At 50.9% G+C, this 18,490-nt stretch carries 18 protein-coding genes; 4 read left to right on the top strand and 14 right to left on the bottom strand.

The genetic code is table 11. The annotated features are described in order from the left end of the window. Window positions 1-33 precede the first annotated feature (33 nt). Together mqo and JKP81_RS04475 are read right to left on the bottom strand one after the other, a co-directional pair. Window positions 34-1,689 (bottom strand): malate dehydrogenase (quinone), encoded by a 1,656-nt coding sequence (mqo, locus tag JKP81_RS04480; RefSeq protein WP_200550734.1) that lies wholly within the window; start codon window positions 1,687-1,689, stop codon window positions 34-36. Between the two features lie 260 nt (window positions 1,690-1,949). Further along, a complete protein-coding gene (locus tag JKP81_RS04475; RefSeq protein ID WP_200550733.1) occupies window positions 1,950-2,864 on the bottom strand; it encodes an N-acetylmuramic acid 6-phosphate etherase in 915 nt (304 codons plus the stop codon). A gap of 173 nt (window positions 2,865-3,037) precedes the next feature. Here JKP81_RS04475 and JKP81_RS04470 point away from each other — a divergent pair, with 173 nt between their 5' ends. Both JKP81_RS04470 and dcuR read left to right on the top strand, forming a co-directional pair. Further along, on the top strand, window positions 3,038-4,651 hold the full coding sequence (locus JKP81_RS04470) for a sensor histidine kinase (RefSeq protein WP_200550732.1): 1,614 nt from the start codon (window positions 3,038-3,040) through the stop codon (window positions 4,649-4,651). After that, on the top strand, window positions 4,648-5,367 hold the full coding sequence (gene dcuR / locus JKP81_RS04465; RefSeq protein WP_017457054.1) for a two-component system response regulator DcuR: 720 nt from the start codon (window positions 4,648-4,650) through the stop codon (window positions 5,365-5,367). Before JKP81_RS04470 ends, dcuR begins: the two co-directional genes overlap by 4 nt. On the opposite strand, the gene JKP81_RS04460 is transcribed toward dcuR, so the two are convergent. Both JKP81_RS04460 and JKP81_RS04455 read right to left on the bottom strand, forming a co-directional pair. Beyond that, window positions 5,348-6,310, bottom strand: coding sequence for an FAD:protein FMN transferase (locus JKP81_RS04460; protein WP_017457053.1), 963 nt, complete (start codon window positions 6,308-6,310; stop codon window positions 5,348-5,350). The two genes, dcuR and JKP81_RS04460, sit on opposite strands and share 20 nt — an antisense overlap. A 66-nt stretch (window positions 6,311-6,376) precedes the next feature. Continuing rightward, on the bottom strand, window positions 6,377-9,157 hold the full coding sequence (locus JKP81_RS04455) for a flavocytochrome c (protein ID WP_200550731.1): 2,781 nt from the start codon (window positions 9,155-9,157) through the stop codon (window positions 6,377-6,379). Between the two features lie 636 nt (window positions 9,158-9,793). On the opposite strand from JKP81_RS04455, the gene JKP81_RS04450 reads away from it, so the two are divergent. Both JKP81_RS04450 and fumA read left to right on the top strand, forming a co-directional pair. Beyond that, window positions 9,794-11,305 (top strand): anion permease, encoded by a 1,512-nt coding sequence (locus JKP81_RS04450; protein WP_017457050.1) that lies wholly within the window; start codon window positions 9,794-9,796, stop codon window positions 11,303-11,305. Window positions 11,306-11,357: 52 nt separating this feature from the next. Further along, a complete protein-coding gene (gene fumA / locus JKP81_RS04445; protein WP_017457049.1) occupies window positions 11,358-13,007 on the top strand; it encodes a class I fumarate hydratase FumA in 1,650 nt (549 codons plus the stop codon). A gap of 107 nt (window positions 13,008-13,114) precedes the next feature. Here the strand turns inward: fumA and JKP81_RS04440 are convergent, their stop codons facing one another. From JKP81_RS04440 to JKP81_RS04395, 10 genes are all read right to left on the bottom strand, one after another. Beyond that, the gene (locus JKP81_RS04440) at window positions 13,115-13,489 is read right to left on the bottom strand and encodes a hypothetical protein (protein WP_200550730.1); all 375 of its coding nucleotides are present in this window, start codon (window positions 13,487-13,489) and stop codon (window positions 13,115-13,117) included. A 42-nt stretch (window positions 13,490-13,531) separates the two neighbouring features. Further along, window positions 13,532-14,050: a hypothetical protein gene (locus JKP81_RS04435; RefSeq protein ID WP_200550729.1), complete on the bottom strand. Its 519-nt coding sequence runs from the start codon at window positions 14,048-14,050 to the stop codon at window positions 13,532-13,534. A gap of 30 nt (window positions 14,051-14,080) precedes the next feature. Then, complete coding sequence (locus JKP81_RS04430; protein WP_200550728.1) at window positions 14,081-14,797, bottom strand: hypothetical protein; 717 nt, start codon at window positions 14,795-14,797, stop codon at window positions 14,081-14,083. 46 nt (window positions 14,798-14,843) lie between these two features. After that, window positions 14,844-15,071 (bottom strand): hypothetical protein, encoded by a 228-nt coding sequence (locus JKP81_RS04425; protein WP_200550727.1) that lies wholly within the window; start codon window positions 15,069-15,071, stop codon window positions 14,844-14,846. A gap of 140 nt (window positions 15,072-15,211) precedes the next feature. Next, entirely contained in the window at window positions 15,212-15,985 is a 774-nt protein-coding gene (locus tag JKP81_RS04420; protein WP_200550726.1) for a hypothetical protein, read from the bottom strand. A 20-nt stretch (window positions 15,986-16,005) separates the two neighbouring features. Further along, window positions 16,006-16,260 carry a hypothetical protein gene (locus JKP81_RS04415; protein ID WP_200550725.1) on the bottom strand — a complete coding sequence of 85 codons (255 nt, stop codon included), beginning with the start codon at window positions 16,258-16,260 and terminating at the stop codon, window positions 16,006-16,008. Between the two features lie 395 nt (window positions 16,261-16,655). Next, the gene (locus JKP81_RS04410) at window positions 16,656-16,937 is read right to left on the bottom strand and encodes a hypothetical protein (protein ID WP_200550724.1); all 282 of its coding nucleotides are present in this window, start codon (window positions 16,935-16,937) and stop codon (window positions 16,656-16,658) included. A gap of 105 nt (window positions 16,938-17,042) precedes the next feature. Continuing rightward, entirely contained in the window at window positions 17,043-17,315 is a 273-nt protein-coding gene (locus JKP81_RS04405) for a hypothetical protein (RefSeq protein ID WP_200550723.1), read from the bottom strand. 287 nt (window positions 17,316-17,602) lie between these two features. Next, window positions 17,603-17,908 carry a hypothetical protein gene (locus tag JKP81_RS04400; RefSeq protein ID WP_200550722.1) on the bottom strand — a complete coding sequence of 102 codons (306 nt, stop codon included), beginning with the start codon at window positions 17,906-17,908 and terminating at the stop codon, window positions 17,603-17,605. A gap of 143 nt (window positions 17,909-18,051) precedes the next feature. Continuing rightward, window positions 18,052-18,489, bottom strand: coding sequence for a hypothetical protein (locus JKP81_RS04395; RefSeq protein WP_200550721.1), 438 nt, complete (start codon window positions 18,487-18,489; stop codon window positions 18,052-18,054). Between the last annotated feature and the right edge of the window lies 1 nt (window position 18,490).

Genomic DNA, 18,490 nt, shown 5'->3' with positions numbered 1-18,490 from the left:
AATAAGGGCGCACCGCGGTGCGCCCTTTTCTCTTTACAGCGCCATATCGTGCTGCGGGGAGGCTTCGCTTTTCGCTTCTGCCGGTTTGTCGGCAGGCGCGTTGCTCTGATCGTTCATCTGAATCACCGGCGGTTTCGTCAGTTGCAGTGTGGCGGCCGTGTCATCCCACACTTTCTGGGTCAGCGCCACATTACCGTTCATCTCCTGACCGTAGCTCGGAACGATGTCGCGGATTTTGCTCTGCCACTGCGGCGAGTTGAACTGCTCCGGGAACATCTTCTTCAGCACATTCAGAGTGATTGGCGCAGCCGTCGATGCGCCCGGCGATGCGCCAAGCAGCGCAGAGATGGTTTTCTGCTGATCGACCACCACTTCGGTACCCAGCTTCAGCACGCCACCTTTGTCTTCATCTTTCTTGATGATCTGTACACGCTGACCGGCCTGGATCAGTTTCCAGTCCTCTTTACGCGCCTGCGGATAGTACTCTTTCAGCGCTTCAAAGCGGTCTTCATCGCTCAGCATGACCTGACCAATCAGGTATTTCACCAGGTCGAAGTTGTCGAGCCCTACGTGGGTCATCGGCATAAAGTTGCTGGTGGTGGTGGTGCTCAGCAGGTCGAAGAAGGAGCCGTTTTTCAGGAACTTGGTAGAGAAGGTCGCGAACGGCCCAAACAGCACCACGCGTTTGCCATCAATAAAGCGGGCATCGATATGCGGCACCGACATCGGCGGCGCGCCAACGGACGCCTGACCGTAGACTTTTTGCTGGTGCTGGCTGGTGATCGCCGGGTTTTCCGTCATCAGGAAGGAACCGCCAACCGGGAAGCCCGCGTAGTTATCCGCTTCCGGGATGCCGGTTTTTTGCAGCAGCTTCAGCGCCCCGCCACCGGCACCGATAAAGACGTATTTCGCGTCGATGGCGTGCTCGTTGCCGCTGTTCACGTCTTTGATGGTGACATGCCAGGAGTTATCGGCATTGCGTTTGAAATCGGTCACTTCGGAAGAGGTTTGCAGCGAGAAGTTGCTGCTTTTTTTCAGGCTACCGACCAACTGACGGGTAATTTCACCGTAGTTAACATCGGTGCCGACCGGCGTCCAGGTGGCGGCGACTTTCTGGTTCGGGTCGCGCCCTTCCATCACCAGCGGTGCCCACTGTTTAATTTGCTGATGGTCGGTGGAGAATTTCATGCCCTGGAATAAAGTCGTTTGCTGCAACGCAGCATAACGTTTTGCCAGATAATCCACATTATCGCCCCAGACGAAACTCATGTGCGGCGTGGAATTAATAAAAGCGTGCGGGTTATTCAAAATACCGCGCTTCACCTGTGCCGACCAGAACTGGCGGGAAATCATAAACTGCTCATTAATTTCCAGCGCTTTGCTGACATCAATAGAACCATCCGCACGCTGCGGCGTGTAGTTAAGTTCCATATTTGCCGAGTGACCGGTGCCGGCATTATTCCAGCCGTTAGAAGACTCGAGCGCTACGCCATCGAGTTTTTCCACCATCACTTGTTTCCACTCCGGCTGCAACTCTTGCAGCCAGGTGCCCAGAGAGGCGCTCATGATGCCGCCGCCAATCAGCAGGAAGTCCGTTTTTTGCGTCTCTTCTGCGTACGCGCTGGTCACTGAACTGACGAGTAACGCGACGGCGCTCAGCGAGATAATTGTCTTTTTCATTGCAGGCATAATTATAAAGTTACATAGCAGGTGTGATTTGTGAAAACAGATATTAACGCACTTTTACGTTAATTTAAAATATCATTCACAAATCAGCTCATATCGGTAAATATTATTTCACTGCTTTTTTAAATTAAAAAAAGCAGTGGCATCTTTTGTGTGGAATTAATATCGTCGGGATTTATTTTAAAGCAGAGAAATATCAAACGGCTCCTGGAAAATTAAATAAAAAAGCCCGCAAGATGAGTGCCTGCGGGCATTTTTGTTATTCAGACATTAGCAAGATGCGTTTTCGCCTCCTGCAAGGCGAGTCGCAAATGATCGTTATTCTCCGTTAGCAGATCGCGCGCGCGCCAGGCATCCAGGCCGGTCAGCAACATTAAAATCGCCGTGCGACAGTGGTGATCGCAGCTTTCCAGCGCGCTTTTCGCTTGCTCGCGCGAGCACTGCGTAGCCGCCATCACCAGCGTGATTTGCCGCTCTGACCAGTACACATTAGTCGCCTGCACATCCACCCGCAGGTTGCTATAAACACGCCCGGTACGGATAGCAAGACCGGTTGCCAGCATGTTGAGGATCTGCTGCTGGGCAAGACGCGCTTTCGGTTCGCTAAACCCACTCACTACCTCCGCGCCGCTGTCCGGTGCCAGCACAATATCCGCTAACTGGGCGGCTTCGCTATCGTGGCCGCGACAAACCAGCGCGATACGTGCGCCGAGCGACCAGGCATGGCGCAACGCGCCCCATGTCCACGGCGTTTTACCACTGACCGACAGCGCCACCAGCATGTCGTCATGGCTAAAGTTGATGGCCTGTAAATCGGCGACACCGCGTTCATAATTTGCCGCCGCCGCGTCACGCGCTTGCGCGTTAGCATTGATACCACCGGCCACCACGCCGATAACGCCGTGACGCGTATCCGGGGCAAAACCTTGTGCGGTTTGTATCGCCGCCTGCCCGGACGCGCCCGCGCCGATAATCACCACCCGGCCAGCGCGGTTCAGTGTCGCGCTGGCGTTATCCACCAGCCGGGCGATCGCCGGCAAACAGGCGCTTACCGCGTCGGTAACTTGTTTATCTTCCTCATTGATGAGCGTCAGCATATCCAGCGTGGCGAGCCGGTCGATGTCGGTCGTGCGGCGGTTGCGACGTTCCACTAGTGAACCGTTTGGCTTACTGCTCATACCCTGCTCCTTCTGAATGGTTCCACACTCACTATAAGGTTATTTATCTGCCTTACCTGCGAATGGGGTCACGCTTCACGGCTACACCGCGCATTTTGTGCGTCTCACGCCGCTTTAAGATTTTTACGCCTTCGGTGATAATAAATATATTGATGTGAATAATTGGGTTTGGCATGAAAGAGTTAGCGCAGCGGATAAAACCACGCAAACGCCCCATGAAGCTCAGCACCACCGTGACGCTAATGATATGCAGCGTTATTGGTTCGGTGTTGCTGCTGGCCTTTGCCCTGTGGTTCTGGCAAATCAGCAATGCCACGCGTGATGGTGTCAAAGAGACGGCGCTGGCCGTTGCGCGCACGCTGGCTGATTCGCCTGAAATCAAGCGTGGATTATTGTTGCCGCCTGACAGCAACGTGATCCAGCCGCTGACGGAAGCGGTCGCTGCCCGTAACGATCTGCTGTATGCCATCGTCACCAATATGCACGGCATCCGTTATTCACACCCGAACGCCGGGATCATCGGGCAACACTTTATTGGCGAGGATCTTAACCCGGCGCTGAAAGGCAAAGAGAATGTCGCGGTGAATCGCGGCGTGCTGGCACCCGCATTACGCGTTTTTACGCCGGTCTACAACGACGCCAACCAGCAAATTGGCGTGGTCGTTGTCGGTATTTCGTTGAGCAAAGTTGATCAGCAAGTCAGCCGCAGCCGCTGGGCGGTGATGTGGACGCTGCTGTTCAGCGCGCTGGTCGGCTCACTCGGCACCTGGCAACTGGTGCGTGTGCTGAAACGTATTCTGCTTGGCCTTGAGCCGCATGAGATTTCGGCGCAATTCAAGCAGCGCCAGGCAATGTTACAGTCGCTCAAAGAAGGGGTGATTGCCGTCGATGCTGACGGGCGCGTAACGCTGCTTAACCATGCCGCGCGGCAGATGCTGCTGACCAACGCGCCGGACGGTGCCGCCGGGCACGGGCCTCTGCTCGCCGACCTACTGGAAGTGCTGGAAACCGGCGAGCCAACCCATGACCGCGAGCTCGGTTGTAACGGTCTGCTGCTGCTCAGCAACACCGTGCCGGTGCGCAGCCAGGGCGTGGTGATTGGCGCTATCAGCACGTTTCGCGATAAAACCGAAGTGAGCCAGCTGCTCCAGCGGCTGGACGGGATGGTGAATTATGTTGATGCGTTGCGCACCACGTCTCACGAATTTATGAACAAGCTGCATGTTATTCTCGGCCTGTTAAACATGAAAAGTTATGACAAGCTTGAAGAGTATGTGCTGCAAACCGCGCAGAATTATCAAACCGATATTGGCGCGATTCAGCACCGGGTTAAATCGCCGGTGGTGGTGGGTTTTCTGTTAGGTAAAATCAACCGGGCGAAAGAGCGCGGTTTTACGCTGACGCTGGCAGATGAGAGCCTGGTGCCGGATAACCCCAATGAGAAGCAAGTGACCGTGCTGGTGACGGTACTGGGAAATCTCATCGAAAACGCGCTTGATGCCATGAGTAGTCAGCCGGAAGGCGAAGTGGGTATCCTGCTGCATTATCAGGATGGCTGGCTGACGGGTGAAGTGAGCGACGATGGTCCGGGCATTGCGCCAGGTAATATCGACGCCATTTTCCGAAAAGGATTCTCAACCAAAGGTGATAACCGGGGCGTTGGGCTGTTTCTTGCCAGCCAGCAGCTCACCGAACTTGGCGGCACGATCACCGTCGAGTCTGAACCCGGTGTCTTTACCCAATTTTTTGTCCATCTCCCTTGGGATAGTGAAAGGAAGAACGCGTGATAAATGTATTAATTGTTGACGATGATGCCATGGTCGCCGAGCTGAACCGCATGTATGTGGCGCAGATCGCCGGCTTTCAGTGCTGCGGCACGGCATCGACGCTGCGCCAGGCCGAGGAGATGATTAACGATCCGCAGCGGGATATCGATCTGGTGCTGCTGGATGTCTATATGCAGCAGGACAGCGGGCTGGATCTGCTGCCGACCATTCGTGCCAGCGGGCGGGCGATTGATGTCATTATGATCACCTCCTCCGCCGATGCGGCAACCATTCAGACGTCGCTGCACTATGGCGTGGTGGATTATCTGATCAAGCCCTTCCAGTTCCCGCGCTTTGAAGAGGCGCTGACTGGCTGGCGCGAAAAGCGCAAGCTGATGAGCGCACACCCTTATTATGAGCAGTCTGATGTCGATCGCCTTTTACACGGTGGCGCGCCGGAAGCCGCAGACACGCGCCGTCTGCCAAAAGGGTTAACCGCGCAGACATTGCGCACCATTTGCCAGTGGATTGACGCCCATCCGGGCATTGAGTTTTCCACCGATGAACTGGCGAATGCCGTGAACATATCGCGCGTATCGTGCCGTAAATATCTGATTTGGCTTGCCCAAATCAATATTCTCTACACCACCATTCACTACGGCGCGACCGGTCGCCCGGTATATCGCTACCAGTTAATTGCCGATCAATACAGCTTGCTTAAGCAGTACAGTCAGTGACCCGGTAACTGTCATCGCACGGCGTAAAGCGGAACTGACGCTGTGAAGAGAGGATAATGTCGCGGTTTTTGGTGACGAAAATCGCTTCAATATCCTCGCGCTGCTTCAGTAACGCACAGCCTTTTTCCACACCGAGACCGAAGATAAGCGTGGTCCAGATATCGCCATCGAGTGAATCGCGGGAAATGATCGTCACGCTGTCGAGTTCGTTATCCAGCGGGTAACCACTGCGCGGATCAAGAATATGGTGCCAGCGTTTGCCATCCTGTTCGAAATAGCGTTCGTACGTGCCGGATGTCACCACCGATTGATTCATCACATCCATCGAACCCACCAGCGCATCGCTGGACGAGAAAGGCTTTTTCAGCCCGATTGTCCAGCTACCTTGCGGTGTACCCAGCGTTTGAACATTCCCCCCCAGGTTAATCAGCCCGTCGCGCACATCCTGCTGATGCAGGTAATCGCGCACCCGATCGGCGATAAAACCTTTAGCGATTGCGCCAAGATCGATCTCCATCCCCGGTTGGGTGAGAAAAACGCTGCTGTCGGCATCATTCAGCACCACATCCTGCGGATGGGTAATGTGCAGCCGCGCGGTGATCTCGTCGGCTGGCGGTACGCGGTCGCCTTTAAAACCGATACGCCACAGCTTCACCAGCGGACCAATCGCCAGATTAAAGGCGCTGTCCTGCACCATGCTCGCGGCTTTGGCACATTTAATCAGTTTATACACCGGGCGGCTGACCACCACCGGATGCTGCCCCGCCGCGTGATTGATATCCATCACCTGCGAATGGGCGCGGTTGACCGTCAGCAGATCTTCGTAACGTTTGATGAGGCCGAAAACACGGGAAGCAAGCGCTTCGTTATCGGCAAAGAGTTTCAGCAGAATGGGAGAACCCATAAGGGTTGCAGAGTAGCTCCAGACACGGTTATCGGACATCACACTCTCCTTAGGGGCTAAATTGAACAGGCCTGCGCAGTGGCAGGCCTGAAGTGTAGCACGTGGTTAAGCGCGTTTGGCGCGCATTGCAGCCTGGTGTCCCGCCAGTGAGCCGAAGATAATAATATCGGCCACCGCGTTGCCGCCGATACGGTTGCCGCCATGCAGACCACCAACCACTTCACCAGCGGCGTAAGCGCCTGGGATAACCTGGTTTTGCGTGTTCAACACTTCGGTTTCAGTGTTGATGGTCACGCCGCCCATGGTGTGGTGCACACCCGGCGCAATCTGGATGGCGTGGAACGGGCCTTCGTTGATCGGTGCACGCAGCGCGGTGGTGCGACCGAAGTCTTCATCGTGCTGTTTTTCCACAAAGCCGTTGTAGCCCTCAAGCGTCGCCAGGAAAGTGTGGTAATCGATACCCAGTTTTTCCGCCAGTTCGCGCGGTGAGCTGGCGCTGGTGACCAGACCACGCGCGATATACTCGTCTGCCGCTTTGTTTTTCGCTCTGACATGCTCATCAAACACGATGTAAGCGTAATGTTCCGGCAGAGCAATGATTGCCGCCGAGACTTTATCGCGGGTCGACATTTCGTTAAAGAAGCGCTTGCCCTGCTGGCTAACGAGAATCGCACCGCCGCCGCGAATCGATTCGGAAATCAGGTATGAGGTGTTCTGCTCAACGGTCGGGTGGATCTGAATTTCACCCATATCCACGGTGCCCGCGCCAATACGTTCCAGCAGTGCAATACCGCCGCCGGTCGCGCCTTTATGGTTGGTGGTGACAAAACCGTCCAGATCCGGGCGGTATTTCACTACCATGGCGCTGTTGGCGCTGAAACCACCGGTCGCCACAATCACGCTTTTCGCTTCAACGATCATGCTTTCCTGCTCTTCGGTCAGCAGACGCACACCACGCACTTCACCGTGCTCGAACAGAATGTCGTCGACTGAAGTATCAAGCATCACATCGATGCCGCGCTTGGTGACATTACGCACCAGGCCGCTAATCAGATAGCCACCGACTGCCGATCCGTCGCGTGGGCGGTGCGTACGGTCAATGCTCATCCCGCCAGTGGTGGTAATGTCGTTAAGCATAATGCCGCGGCGGGCTAGCCATTCGATGGCTTCTGGCGCATTTTCCACAAAGCGGCGCAGCAACGCCGGGTTGTTTTTGTTACCGCCGCCTTTCAGCGTTTCCGCGTAGAACAGCTCTTTGCTGTCCTGAATGCCTTTCACGCGCTGGAAGCGGGTTTCCGCGGCGTTCATCCCCGCAGAGGCTTTAATGGTGTTACCGCCGATGGTTGGCATTTTTTCGACAATCAGCACGCTCGCCCCTTCGTCGTGCGCCTGAATTGCCGCCGCCAGACCCGCGCCGCCGCTACCGACAACCACAACGTCATAGCGTTTGGCTTCCTGAGTGTCACTGCCCTCTTCTGCCGCCAGCGCTTTGCTGGATTTCACCATCGCTTTTGATACCGCTTTTTTCACCGCTTCGCTCTGGCTGGTGGCGCCAGAAATCGCGTCAACGTGCGGGCTGTTCGCCGTCAGGATGCGGCCACGGATCTCTTCAAAGCTGCTGGTGAATTCAACGCTATCAATGGTACTTGAAGCGAGTTCAATGTCGACGATGCGGTCAGTGTCGAGGCTGACATTGATAACCAGCTCGTTGGCATCGTCCTGAACCGTTTCAGCAAAAAGACCTGGCTTAAACTTCGATGCGCCCATGCTCATGTCGCGGATCATCGCTTCAACCAGCGAGAAGCGCCACAGCGGTTCCGGGATATTCAGCGCTTCACGCTGGGTACTATCAATGAACAGCTCCAGGTTTTCACCGTTGGCGATACGCGCCGTCCAGTCCGGGTACGCAATGCACGCGCGGCCTACCGCAATCAGGTCATAGCCGTGATCCAGCCCCTGTTCAGCGTCGGCGGCATTAACGATACCGCCAACACCCATCACCGGCACCTGCGCCAGCGTTGCAGAACGCATGGCACAATATTTATCAATCAGTGGCGTCGGATCGCTGGTGTCGTTTATGGAAGGACGCAGCGCCGCCCCGAGAGAGAAGTGCAGGTAATCAAGCCCCCGCGCCGCCAGTTTTTCCAGCAGGAACAGGGTGTCATCAAAACGGATACCAGGCACTTCCAGCTCTTCCGGCGAGAAACGGTAGCCGATAATAAAGGCATCGTCGGCATACTGGCGCGCCATTTTATGGGTGATGTCCAGTACAGCCAGCGGGAACTTCGCGCGGTTGTCGCGGCTGCCGCCCCACTCATCGTCACGCTGGTTGGAGTTTGGCGAGAAGAATTGCTGAATCAGATAAGTATTAGCACCGTGAATTTCGACACCGTCGAACCCGGCCTGAATGGCGCGACGCACGGCTTCACCAAATTTACCGATCATCCCTTCCACTTCAGCGGTAGTCAGCGCAACCGGGGTGGCCGCGCCATCACGCGGTGCGGCAATAGCGCTCGGGCCAACCGGCGTACGACCACCAATCAGTTTCGGTTCGACCATGCGACCGCCATGGTAAATCTGCAAAATCGCTTTTGAACCTTCGGCTTTAATCGCTGCGGCAATTTTTGCCAGACCGGCGATTTTCTCGTCGTTATCAATACCGATAGCACCCGGAAATGCCAGGCCGAGATCATCGACAAAACAGCATTCAACAATAATGGTGCCGATACTTCCGGCGCGGGCGCGATAATATTCCACCAGTTCACTGCTGACAGTGCCGTCAAAATAACCTGTGCAGGTGGTCATTGGCGCCATTAACAAACGGTTTTTCAGTTCTGCGCCATTCGGCAAGGTAAACGGGCTGAGGATGCGTTCGTTGCTGGTCATAATTAAACTCCAAATCTAAAAATTAAAAACTTTGAATTCGGTGACGGATTTATTTTTCGTTCTGTTTTTTAATCCTGATGTCGTGTATTTAATATACCGTGAATTTTAATTACCAAATTAATTACGTTAGTTATAAAACTATTTAACCACCCTAATAACAGAGCTACCTCCAGTGTATTATCATTTTTAAATATCGCATTCACATGGCTTTAATTACCGGTAACATTGCGATTACTTCACACTTTTCCTTTCCAGCTTTATTCGAATAATAAAAAAGATAAATATTATATAGTTAAAAGAAAAAACCTCGTTAATGAGAGTTATTATCAGCACCATTTTTTAACATTTGCGGCAATTTTGTGAAATTAACCACATAATACTCTGTGGGTATTCATTCTATTAAAAAAAGTGCCGTTCGTTTCGTTTTCTTGATCTCAATCAAGAGTATTCACCAATGGAAGAGCAATATATAAATACGCTCAGATTTTTATTTAATGCGATTGAATTTGCGTTAAACAACACATGCCAGAATGTGAAAAGTCTCAATAAAAAATTAAAGTAACTTTTGAAACTAAAATAATCAGAGATTCACTTTCCGCGCATGACCGAATTTTTAACTACTTGTAGATGCTCACTATGACAGAGAAAACAACAACCCCACCGTCTGCTCCTGCAGCCAGTGCAAAAGCCGGAAATAAAAACCGCCTGATAATGATGGCGTTGCCGATTATCGTGGCAGTGCTTCTGCTGTTTGTCCCGGTGCCGGAAGGTTTACCGCCGTTTGCCTGGCACTACTTTGCTATCTTCGTTGGCGTGATTGTCGGCCTGATTTTCGAACCCCTGCCGGGTGCGGTTATCGGCATGACCGGCGTAGTAGTTATCGCGCTGTGTAGCCAGTGGCTGTTATTCAGCCCGGAACAACTGGCCGACCCGAAATTCAAACTTGCCGGACAGTCCTTTAAATGGGCGGTGAGCGGTTTCGGTAACTCCACCGTGTGGCTTATCTTCGGCGCGTTTATGTTTGCCGCCGGTTACGATAAAACCCAGTTTGGTCGCCGCCTGGCGCTGATTCTGGTGAAGTATCTTGGCCGCCGCAGCCTGACGCTCGGTTACGCCATTACGTTCGCCGACCTGCTGCTGGCCCCGTTCACACCGTCAAACACCGCGCGCAGCGGCGGGACAATCTACCCGATTATCGCCAACCTGCCGCCGCTGTACGGTTCCAAACCGAACGATCCAAGCGCGCGCCGTATCGGTTCTTATCTGATGTGGGTAGCGATTACCGCAGCCTGTATCACCAGTTCTATGTTCCTTTCCGCACTGGCACCGAACCTGCTGGCGCTGGCGCTGGTGAAAAGCACCGTTGGCATTAACATCTCCTGGGGCAGCTGGTTTATCGCCTTCCTGCCGCTGGGCGTGCTGTTGATTCTGACCATGCCGCTACTGGCTTACTGGTTCTATCCGCCAGAAGTGAAAATCAATGACGAGGTGCCGCTGTGGGCCAGCCGGGAGCTGGAAAAACTGGGCAGAATGTCACGCAATGAAATCCTGTTGCTGGTGTTTGTCTGCTGTGCGCTGCTGATGTGGATCTTCGCCGCCGACTTTATCGAACCTGCGCTTGCCGCTCTGCTGGTGGTCGTGCTGATGCTGTGGACCGGCGTGTTAACCTGGAACGACATTACCAGCAACAAACCGGCATGGAACACCTTCGTCTGGTTCGCCACGTTGGTTGCGCTGGCCGATGGCCTCTCCACCACCGGCTTTATCGCCTGGTTGGGTAAAGAAGGTGGCCTGCTGATGAGCGGTATCTCTCCGGGGATGGCGACCATCGCTCTGCTACTGGCGTTCTACCTGCTGCACTATCTGTTCGCCAGCACCACCGCGCACACCACGGCGCTGCTGCCTGCAATGCTGACCATCGCCGCGACAATTCCTGGCATCAATATGGAAGTGGTGGTTCTGGTGCTGTGTACTTCGCTCGGCGTGATGGGCATCATCACCCCGTACGGTACTGGCCCAAGCCCGATTTACTACGGTAGCGGCTACCTGCCGACCAAAGATTACTGGCGTCTGGGCACCATCTTCGGTGCAATCTTCCTGGCCGCCCTGCTGTTGATTGGTTATCCGTGGATCACCATGATGTTCTGATTCGTAACCGCCGGGCATTCCCGGCGGTTTTATTTTTATGGAGTAAAGAGCTATGTCGAACAAACCCTTTGTTTATCAGGACCCGTTCCCGCTGGCGAAAGACGATACGGAATATTATCTGCTGAGCCGTGAATATGTCTCTGTTGCCGACTTCGACGGCCAGCAAGTATTGAAAGTCGAGCCGGAGGCGCTGACGCTGCTGGCGCAACGCGCGTTCCATGACGCCTCCTTTATGCTGCGTCCTTCCCACCAGCAGCAGGTTGCCGCCATTCTGCATGACCCGCAAGCGAGCGAAAACGACAAATACGTTGCTCTGCAATTCCTGCGTAACTCCGAAATCGCCGCCAAAGGCGTGTTGCCGACCTGCCAGGACACCGGCACGGCAATTATCATGGGTAAAAAAGGTCAGCGCGTGTGGACCGGCGGCGGCGATGAAGCCGCACTGGCGCGTGGCGTGTACAACACCTACACCGAAGACAACCTGCGTTATTCGCAGAATGCGCCGCTGGATATGTATAAAGAGGTCAACACCGGCACTAACCTGCCGGCACAGATCGATCTCTACAGCGTGGACGGTGACGAGTATAAATTCCTGTGCATCGCCAAAGGCGGCGGTTCAGCGAACAAGACCTATCTCTACCAGGAAACTAAAGCACTGATTACCCCGGCGAAGCTGAAAAACTACCTGGTTGAGAAAATGCGTACCCTCGGCACGGCAGCCTGCCCGCCTTACCATATCGCGTTTGTGATTGGCGGTACGTCGGCTGAATCAACGCTGAAAACGGTGAAACTGGCCTCCACCCGCTACTACGATGGTCTGCCGACTGAAGGTAACGAGCATGGTCAGGCGTTCCGCGATGTTCAACTGGAACAGGAATTAATGCAAGAAGCGCAGAACCTTGGCCTTGGTGCGCAGTTCGGCGGTAAATATTTCGCTCACGATATCCGCGTGATCCGCCTGCCGCGCCACGGTGCCTCCTGCCCTATCGGCATGGGCGTCTCCTGCTCCGCCGACCGTAATATCAAAGCGAAGATCAACCGCGAAGGCATCTGGATCGAGAAGATGGAGCACAATCCGGGGCAGTATATTCCGGAAGAGCTGCGCCAGCAGGGTGAAGGCGATGTGGCGAAAATCGACCTCAACCAGCCGATGAAAGCAATCCTCGCGCAGCTTTCTGCGTTCCCGGTATCAACCCGCGTTTCGCTGAACGGCACGATTATCGTGGCGCGCGATATTGCCCACGCGAAGCTGAAAGAGCTGATTGATAATGGTGAAGAGCTGCCGCAGTACGTGAAAGATCATCCGATCTACTACGCCGGCCCGGCAAAAACGCCAGAAGGTTATGCTTCCGGTTCGCTTGGCCCAACCACCGCCGGGCGTATGGACTCCTACGTGGATCTGCTGCAATCGCACGGCGCGAGCATGATCATGCTGGCAAAAGGCAACCGCAGCCAGCAGGTGACCGATGCCTGTGCCAAACACGGCGGTTTCTATCTGGGAAGTATTGGCGGCCCGGCTGCCGTACTGGCGCAGCAGAGCATTAAGAGTCTTGAATGCGTGGCTTACCCGGAACTGGGTATGGAAGCGATCTGGAAAATTGAAGTGGAGAACTTCCCGGCGTTCATTCTGGTGGACGACAAAGGTAACGACTTCTTCCAGCAGATCCAGAACAAACAGTGCGCTGGCTGTAACCAGCGTTAAGTAAGATGTGAAAAACCCCCGGCGGAGTGTCCGACCGGGGGTTTTTATTGCGCGAATATCAGCGGGTGGTTACGAGTTTTAGATACTGCAATGCTTTCCGCCGCGCGTTATTCATAATCGCTAACCACCAGCAGCGCATAAAGCGTGGCAATGTAACGGGCAGGCTGCTGCTCTTTATAACTGAAGATAACCAGCGTTTTCCCCTGCCCGTCTTCACAGCTATGCACAGAACATAAAAGCGACCCCTCTGGCGCAGAGTAACGCGTATAAGCCTCAGGATTGAAGGTAATGGCTTTGATTCTTGCTGCCACCGCGGCCTGGATGTGCTCTGGCAGCCGGGCAAAATCCCCGCTCTGGTAGAGATCCGGCTCAATTGGCGTCTGGCAACGCGGGCAAATCAATTCGACATGCTGATTGAAAAAGCGCGTTTCCAGGCCATCGTGCAGCATCACGCGTTTCTTAATGAGCTTGTCGATTTTCATTGTCGTCACCCGGCCTGGCAATTCACTATTCAGGTCGCCCGTTCAGTCATTTCCAGTGCTGATATTAATGACCTGCACTTTGCCACCGGTGACATCGAAAGCGATATTTTTGTGCGCCAGTGAATACATAATCCATTCTTCGCCATCACTGGTATCGGTTTCACCCGCGCCATACTGCTCAATCACGCGCTGTTTTGCATCGCCGGGCGCTACACCACGCGCGGTATGCAATGTGGGAGAATGCAGCGTTATCTGCCCAATGACGTAACTGTCGACGCTTTTGCCGCGTTGCTGCCAGTCGATATTGGCGCTGTAGATATCAAAGCCCGGAAAAATGTGGCGGTAAAACTTATAGTTTTCCTCGCCAAATGGCACTTCACCGACGAAATCCTCGCTGGTTTGTTTCCCGAGTGCCGCCATCAGATTGCGATCCCAGTCCTGCCCCAGGGCGATAGCCTGGTTATTGATTTCCACGCTGAAGTCGTTTTCCGTCAGCGACGTTTGCGCCGCCTGGGCAGCAAAACCAAGCAGTAGCGCAAAAACAGGGAATATTCGACGCATTAACCTTTCCATAGCCAGTCAGAAGAAGCGCTATTTAAGCCAGCTACCCGCCTGGTTGACAAGCGTTTTACCCGCCTGAGTCACCACCAGTTTCGGCGGGTTGTAATCGACAAGATAAAGCACATTCCCATTGCGGAATTCTGCGCCAATTACGCGGTTTGCATCATCCACCCGCGTTTTACCGTGCAGACTAATCTGCTGGCTATCGCGGTTTCGCGCACCGGTATAAAGCAGATCATCGCAAGGCGTGGTAAACGCGCCACAATTATTGCGGATCGCAATCATAAAATTATCCGTGCGGATAATTTTCGTGGTCGCGCCAGCGTGAACGGTCTCTTTAACCAGCGCGTAATTTTCCGGGGCGTAATAATCACCGTGTTCAGGCGGTTGCGTCAGATGCCACGCCAGTTTGTCATCATTAATAACCAGCCTGGCTTTACCGTTTTTACCGCCAAAGCTCGAATCAAACGTAACGATGGCGGTATTATTTTTAACCTCGCCGCGCAGGTTATCCTGCTGTTCATCCGGGCAATCGATGCGGTTACCGCGCTGAGTAATAAAGCAATACGAGCCAGTAAGCGTGTTATTCTGCTGGGATAATTTCAGTGTTAATGTGGATTCGTTGTTTTCACTGCCGTGCCACTGCCCGGAAAAATCAGCTGCCGACGCGGCGCTGGCGCAACAGGAGAGCAAAAAGCTCGCCACGACAAAATAAAGCCGCTGATGAGTTGGATGAATAGCGTGCATAACGTGCGTCCGTTCCTTTTCAGCATCACAGAAAATGAGTTGATTCTTAAGGCCCGTAAAAAAACATCAAGGTCGACAGGTCGTCAAGATCCGCTTTCGATAACGCATTTTTTTCCATGCGATCGTACTGGTAGATAATCCCTTTCATGGGAATAGTCGATGGATGTTCTCTGGCCATTGCTATTAATGTTTCAATATCCGACGGATTTTTGAGCGCTCTGGTGAGAAATTTGAGCAGTAACGCTTCGCCCTCTTCACGGGTTAACAGATCCATGCGCATTTTCTCATACGGTTAATTCAGCAGCGAAAAGGTGATGGCTGAAATAATTCCCCTCAATAACGCCCTCAACGCTTCTCCGTTTTGCAGCACTATTACCTGCTCCGCTGGAACGTACGGTGACATGGAATGCGAATCTACTCATGTGCTTTCCAAATACCTTTTTCATCAAGGAGAATTTTATTGTTTTGTATCACGGTTAAGCTGTTATCAATTTTACTCAGCAGATAAGTGGTGGTGCCGTTTTTAAAGGTGTAGGTAATAACAGGACAGATTGACTGTTCACAAGATTTCCGCACCGCAAAGCCGTGCAGATTGACGTCGGCCCGATCATTTTTACGCACGCCGTAGTACGTTGCTTCGTCACAATTCGCGCCGTTACCACACACCGTGACCACTTTTATCTTAAATTTCGGGGTTTCAAAAAAATCAACGAAGGTCTCAGCCGTTTGATTAACCGCGGGCGTGTTAAACGACACGTCCTGAAAGCGGCTAACCCATTGTTGCAGCGCGTCAGGAATGCGTTTTTCGCCTGTGTTGCTTTTATAGTGTGCAACCGATGCCGTTGGTAATACCCATGCGGCAGAAAGCCTGCCATCCGGGTAAATCACAAATGCGGAGGCATTTTCCAGATAGAGATCTTTCAGCCAGCCTTCAACGAACAACCCGCTATCCGCAGTGTGTCGCGGTTCGCCATACACATCGAAATTCCCCATAAACGCAGCGTAATCTGGCCCCAAGACATTATTTAACGACGCCTGCACCTGCTTATCTGCGGTGATATTTTCGACCGTTTCGAGCGTGTCAAAATGGTTAATATCAATAACCGCAGCAGCGCCAAATGAGAAAAAAGAGAACAAGTAAACGAAAAGGATCGACAAACGCACGTTGCCAGTAAAAAAAATTCGCATAAAGTTAATTCACATCCGTTTTAGCGCACTTTAAACTCAGGAACCGGAACTTCACGATGCTTGTATTTATCATAATTGTCGCGCATATCTTTGGCTAATGCGACCATCTCATGAAAATCTCTATATCGACTTAACTCGGCATTTTCGAGAATAAAACATTTTTGCACATCCCACATACTGTTATAGGGCCAAATCATGCAGATAAGATATTTATCATCGCTTTGCAAAATAAAGAAATCGCCCTTTTCTTTATGAATAACGTTCACTCCAGCCATAAACACCCCTGATTATTATATAAAACAGCAAAGCTGCACCCGCTAAATAACGTATTAATTATCATTTTTTTCGTTACAAGCATGTCGATAAGCCGAAAGCAAGGATTGAAAATTACGACGGGAAGCGACTCAGTAAATCTGTCAAAATCACACTCCAGCGTACATTAGATACATGACAGCAAAAATTGATTCGACCAGTTAATTCTCTCACCCCATGTAATCTTAATTATTTGACGCAGAGGGTCAAAATATAGCTCTGAACGCCCTAAAATCGCTGCATAATCGAATGTCAGAGCAGGTCGTGTGAAATATTATCTGCCCTTGCTCTCAAAAACACATGGGACAAAAAGAATTTATTTACAAGAATTACAGGCAACCACCAAATCAAACTTACGCTATGGCATTCTCATTAGGCATTCCCTCAAACGATAAATCATTTGCTTCTCATCGAGACAATCTACAGGCCTAAGATTATTAAGCATCGGAACGTGCTGCTCAATCCACCAGAGACCTTCCTTAATTCCTCTTTTACCGTAAATAATTACAGCTAAATCCAGAGACCCATTAAGTCTATTAGCTAAAAACTTAGCATTATCATCGAGATAATCTTTATTGTAAAACGCAACATAACGTTGCCAACGGTCATCACCAGAATAAAAATCCTCTAATTTTTGCATTTCTTAAAAACCTGCGAACAATATTAGCGAATTCAAAGTCATGCCACATAATCCTTTACGCATATGAGGCATGCTAGATAAGTTTGCATGGTTTTTTTAAGATTTCTATTTATAATAAAAGCAAGCTTCATATAACTTCCGCCGCAATTCATCAAGTTGATTATTTTCCTCTATCAGTGGCTTACCATTTAGACTAAAAACCACATCATTTAAACTTCCCATCCCGCCAAATAGTCTTTTAATATTATCGATAAACCTATCAGGATCCTCATCGGCAGTCGAAATGAGTAGGTTCAGGTTTTGAGCCAAGATATTCTCTCCATTATTTTGCAACAAATAACAAATAGCGTTTACATGTAATTTGACTTCATTAATCATAATAAAACCGTCTACCAATCTACTGTATTTTTGGCACACTTCCACTACAAAACCTTCCGAGTGACACTTTTTGATTCAAATAATTTAATTATGATTTGATTGATATTTGAATGATAAATACTAAAGCCAAAATTTACTTTTAGCCCAGTAGACGACCCCATGATAAACGCATCAATAATATACAATTCATTTATTGATCAGGAAAAAAAATCTGGCATGAACACTCAAAAAGTATTGTGGCACAACATGGGATCGGCAATTGGCAACTTATTGAAATCGCAATCTGTTCAAATAACGGTCAACTCACTTAAATAAGCTTTTGGATAATAACATTTAATGATTTCCAGGATCGTATCTCGCTCTTGCTCTTCAATTACTTTTCCGTTATCCCAGCGTTTAATGCTTTTTTTACTTAACATTGCATCTCGTGCTGAGATTGCGCAAATTAGTGCTCTGTCATTTAGCTGAAAGTATAACCCTTCACCACGATAAATTGTTTTAAGGCGAATCACACCATAGGTTTCATCTTCAAATTCAAAAGCAGAATCATCATTTTTTAATTCTTGAAGATAAGTGAGTTCGTCGCTATTCACTTCATCCCTCTATTATAGAGTCCGTGGTATGTACTTAGCAGTAGAGTAAGGATACCAAACATTCGCTCTGCTAAATAGTCAACTTCATGCAACTACACAATTAGTGAAAAAAATATCCACATTGGCATAGTTCCTTTACTTAATTAGCGACGGTAATGGCATACAATCTCAGCAGTCTGGTTATGTGGATCATATGACACATCTATATCACCCCATTTTTTTTGGAGCGGTAATAAATGATTTGTTTGCTCCTGAAACCAGGCTCTTAGATTTTTAGTCAATTTCCCATCAACTTTTTTTTGTACGCCATAAAATTTTTGAGTTGGAGCTAGTAACCAACCTTTCAGAGCAGCGGTTTCAACGGAAAACCCATCGAAATAAATAATAACAGTAACTTTTTCTTTTTTATTTTTCTGGTTAATATCTATAGTTGTTCGATAGTTAAAAATCATATCATCCACTTTGGGAAACCATTCATCCCATAAAACATTTTGCGATAGAATGTCTTTCTTTGTCATCTGAGGTGAAAGAGTTAAATTTTCATTAACTTCTAATATTCCAGTATCACTATCAAAGTTCATT

This window comes from Kosakonia sp. LAM2021, from assembly GCF_016620385.1.
GTDB lineage: Bacteria > Pseudomonadota > Gammaproteobacteria > Enterobacterales > Enterobacteriaceae > Kosakonia > Kosakonia sacchari.
This window is presented reverse-complemented; position numbering and strand designations above follow the sequence as displayed.

Coding starts and splice junctions, on each gene's coding strand:
- JKP81_RS04405 (WP_200550723.1), bottom strand. CDS start 17,315: ATGATTAATGAAGTCAAATTACATGTAAACGCTATTTGTTATTTGTTG.
- fumA (WP_017457049.1), top strand. CDS start 11,358: ATGTCGAACAAACCCTTTGTTTATCAGGACCCGTTCCCGCTGGCGAAA.
- JKP81_RS04415 (WP_200550725.1), bottom strand. CDS start 16,260: ATGGCTGGAGTGAACGTTATTCATAAAGAAAAGGGCGATTTCTTTATT.
- JKP81_RS04460 (WP_017457053.1), bottom strand. CDS start 6,310: ATGTCCGATAACCGTGTCTGGAGCTACTCTGCAACCCTTATGGGTTCT.
- JKP81_RS04450 (WP_017457050.1), top strand. CDS start 9,794: ATGACAGAGAAAACAACAACCCCACCGTCTGCTCCTGCAGCCAGTGCA.
- JKP81_RS04435 (WP_200550729.1), bottom strand. CDS start 14,050: ATGCGTCGAATATTCCCTGTTTTTGCGCTACTGCTTGGTTTTGCTGCC.
- JKP81_RS04420 (WP_200550726.1), bottom strand. CDS start 15,985: ATGCGAATTTTTTTTACTGGCAACGTGCGTTTGTCGATCCTTTTCGTT.
- JKP81_RS04410 (WP_200550724.1), bottom strand. CDS start 16,937: ATGCAAAAATTAGAGGATTTTTATTCTGGTGATGACCGTTGGCAACGT.
- JKP81_RS04470 (WP_200550732.1), top strand. CDS start 3,038: ATGAAAGAGTTAGCGCAGCGGATAAAACCACGCAAACGCCCCATGAAG.
- JKP81_RS04455 (WP_200550731.1), bottom strand. CDS start 9,157: ATGACCAGCAACGAACGCATCCTCAGCCCGTTTACCTTGCCGAATGGC.
- JKP81_RS04395 (WP_200550721.1), bottom strand. CDS start 18,489: ATGAACTTTGATAGTGATACTGGAATATTAGAAGTTAATGAAAATTTA.
- JKP81_RS04440 (WP_200550730.1), bottom strand. CDS start 13,489: ATGAAAATCGACAAGCTCATTAAGAAACGCGTGATGCTGCACGATGGC.
- JKP81_RS04425 (WP_200550727.1), bottom strand. CDS start 15,071: ATGGATCTGTTAACCCGTGAAGAGGGCGAAGCGTTACTGCTCAAATTT.
- mqo (WP_200550734.1), bottom strand. CDS start 1,689: ATGCCTGCAATGAAAAAGACAATTATCTCGCTGAGCGCCGTCGCGTTA.
- JKP81_RS04475 (WP_200550733.1), bottom strand. CDS start 2,864: ATGAGCAGTAAGCCAAACGGTTCACTAGTGGAACGTCGCAACCGCCGC.
- JKP81_RS04430 (WP_200550728.1), bottom strand. CDS start 14,797: ATGCACGCTATTCATCCAACTCATCAGCGGCTTTATTTTGTCGTGGCG.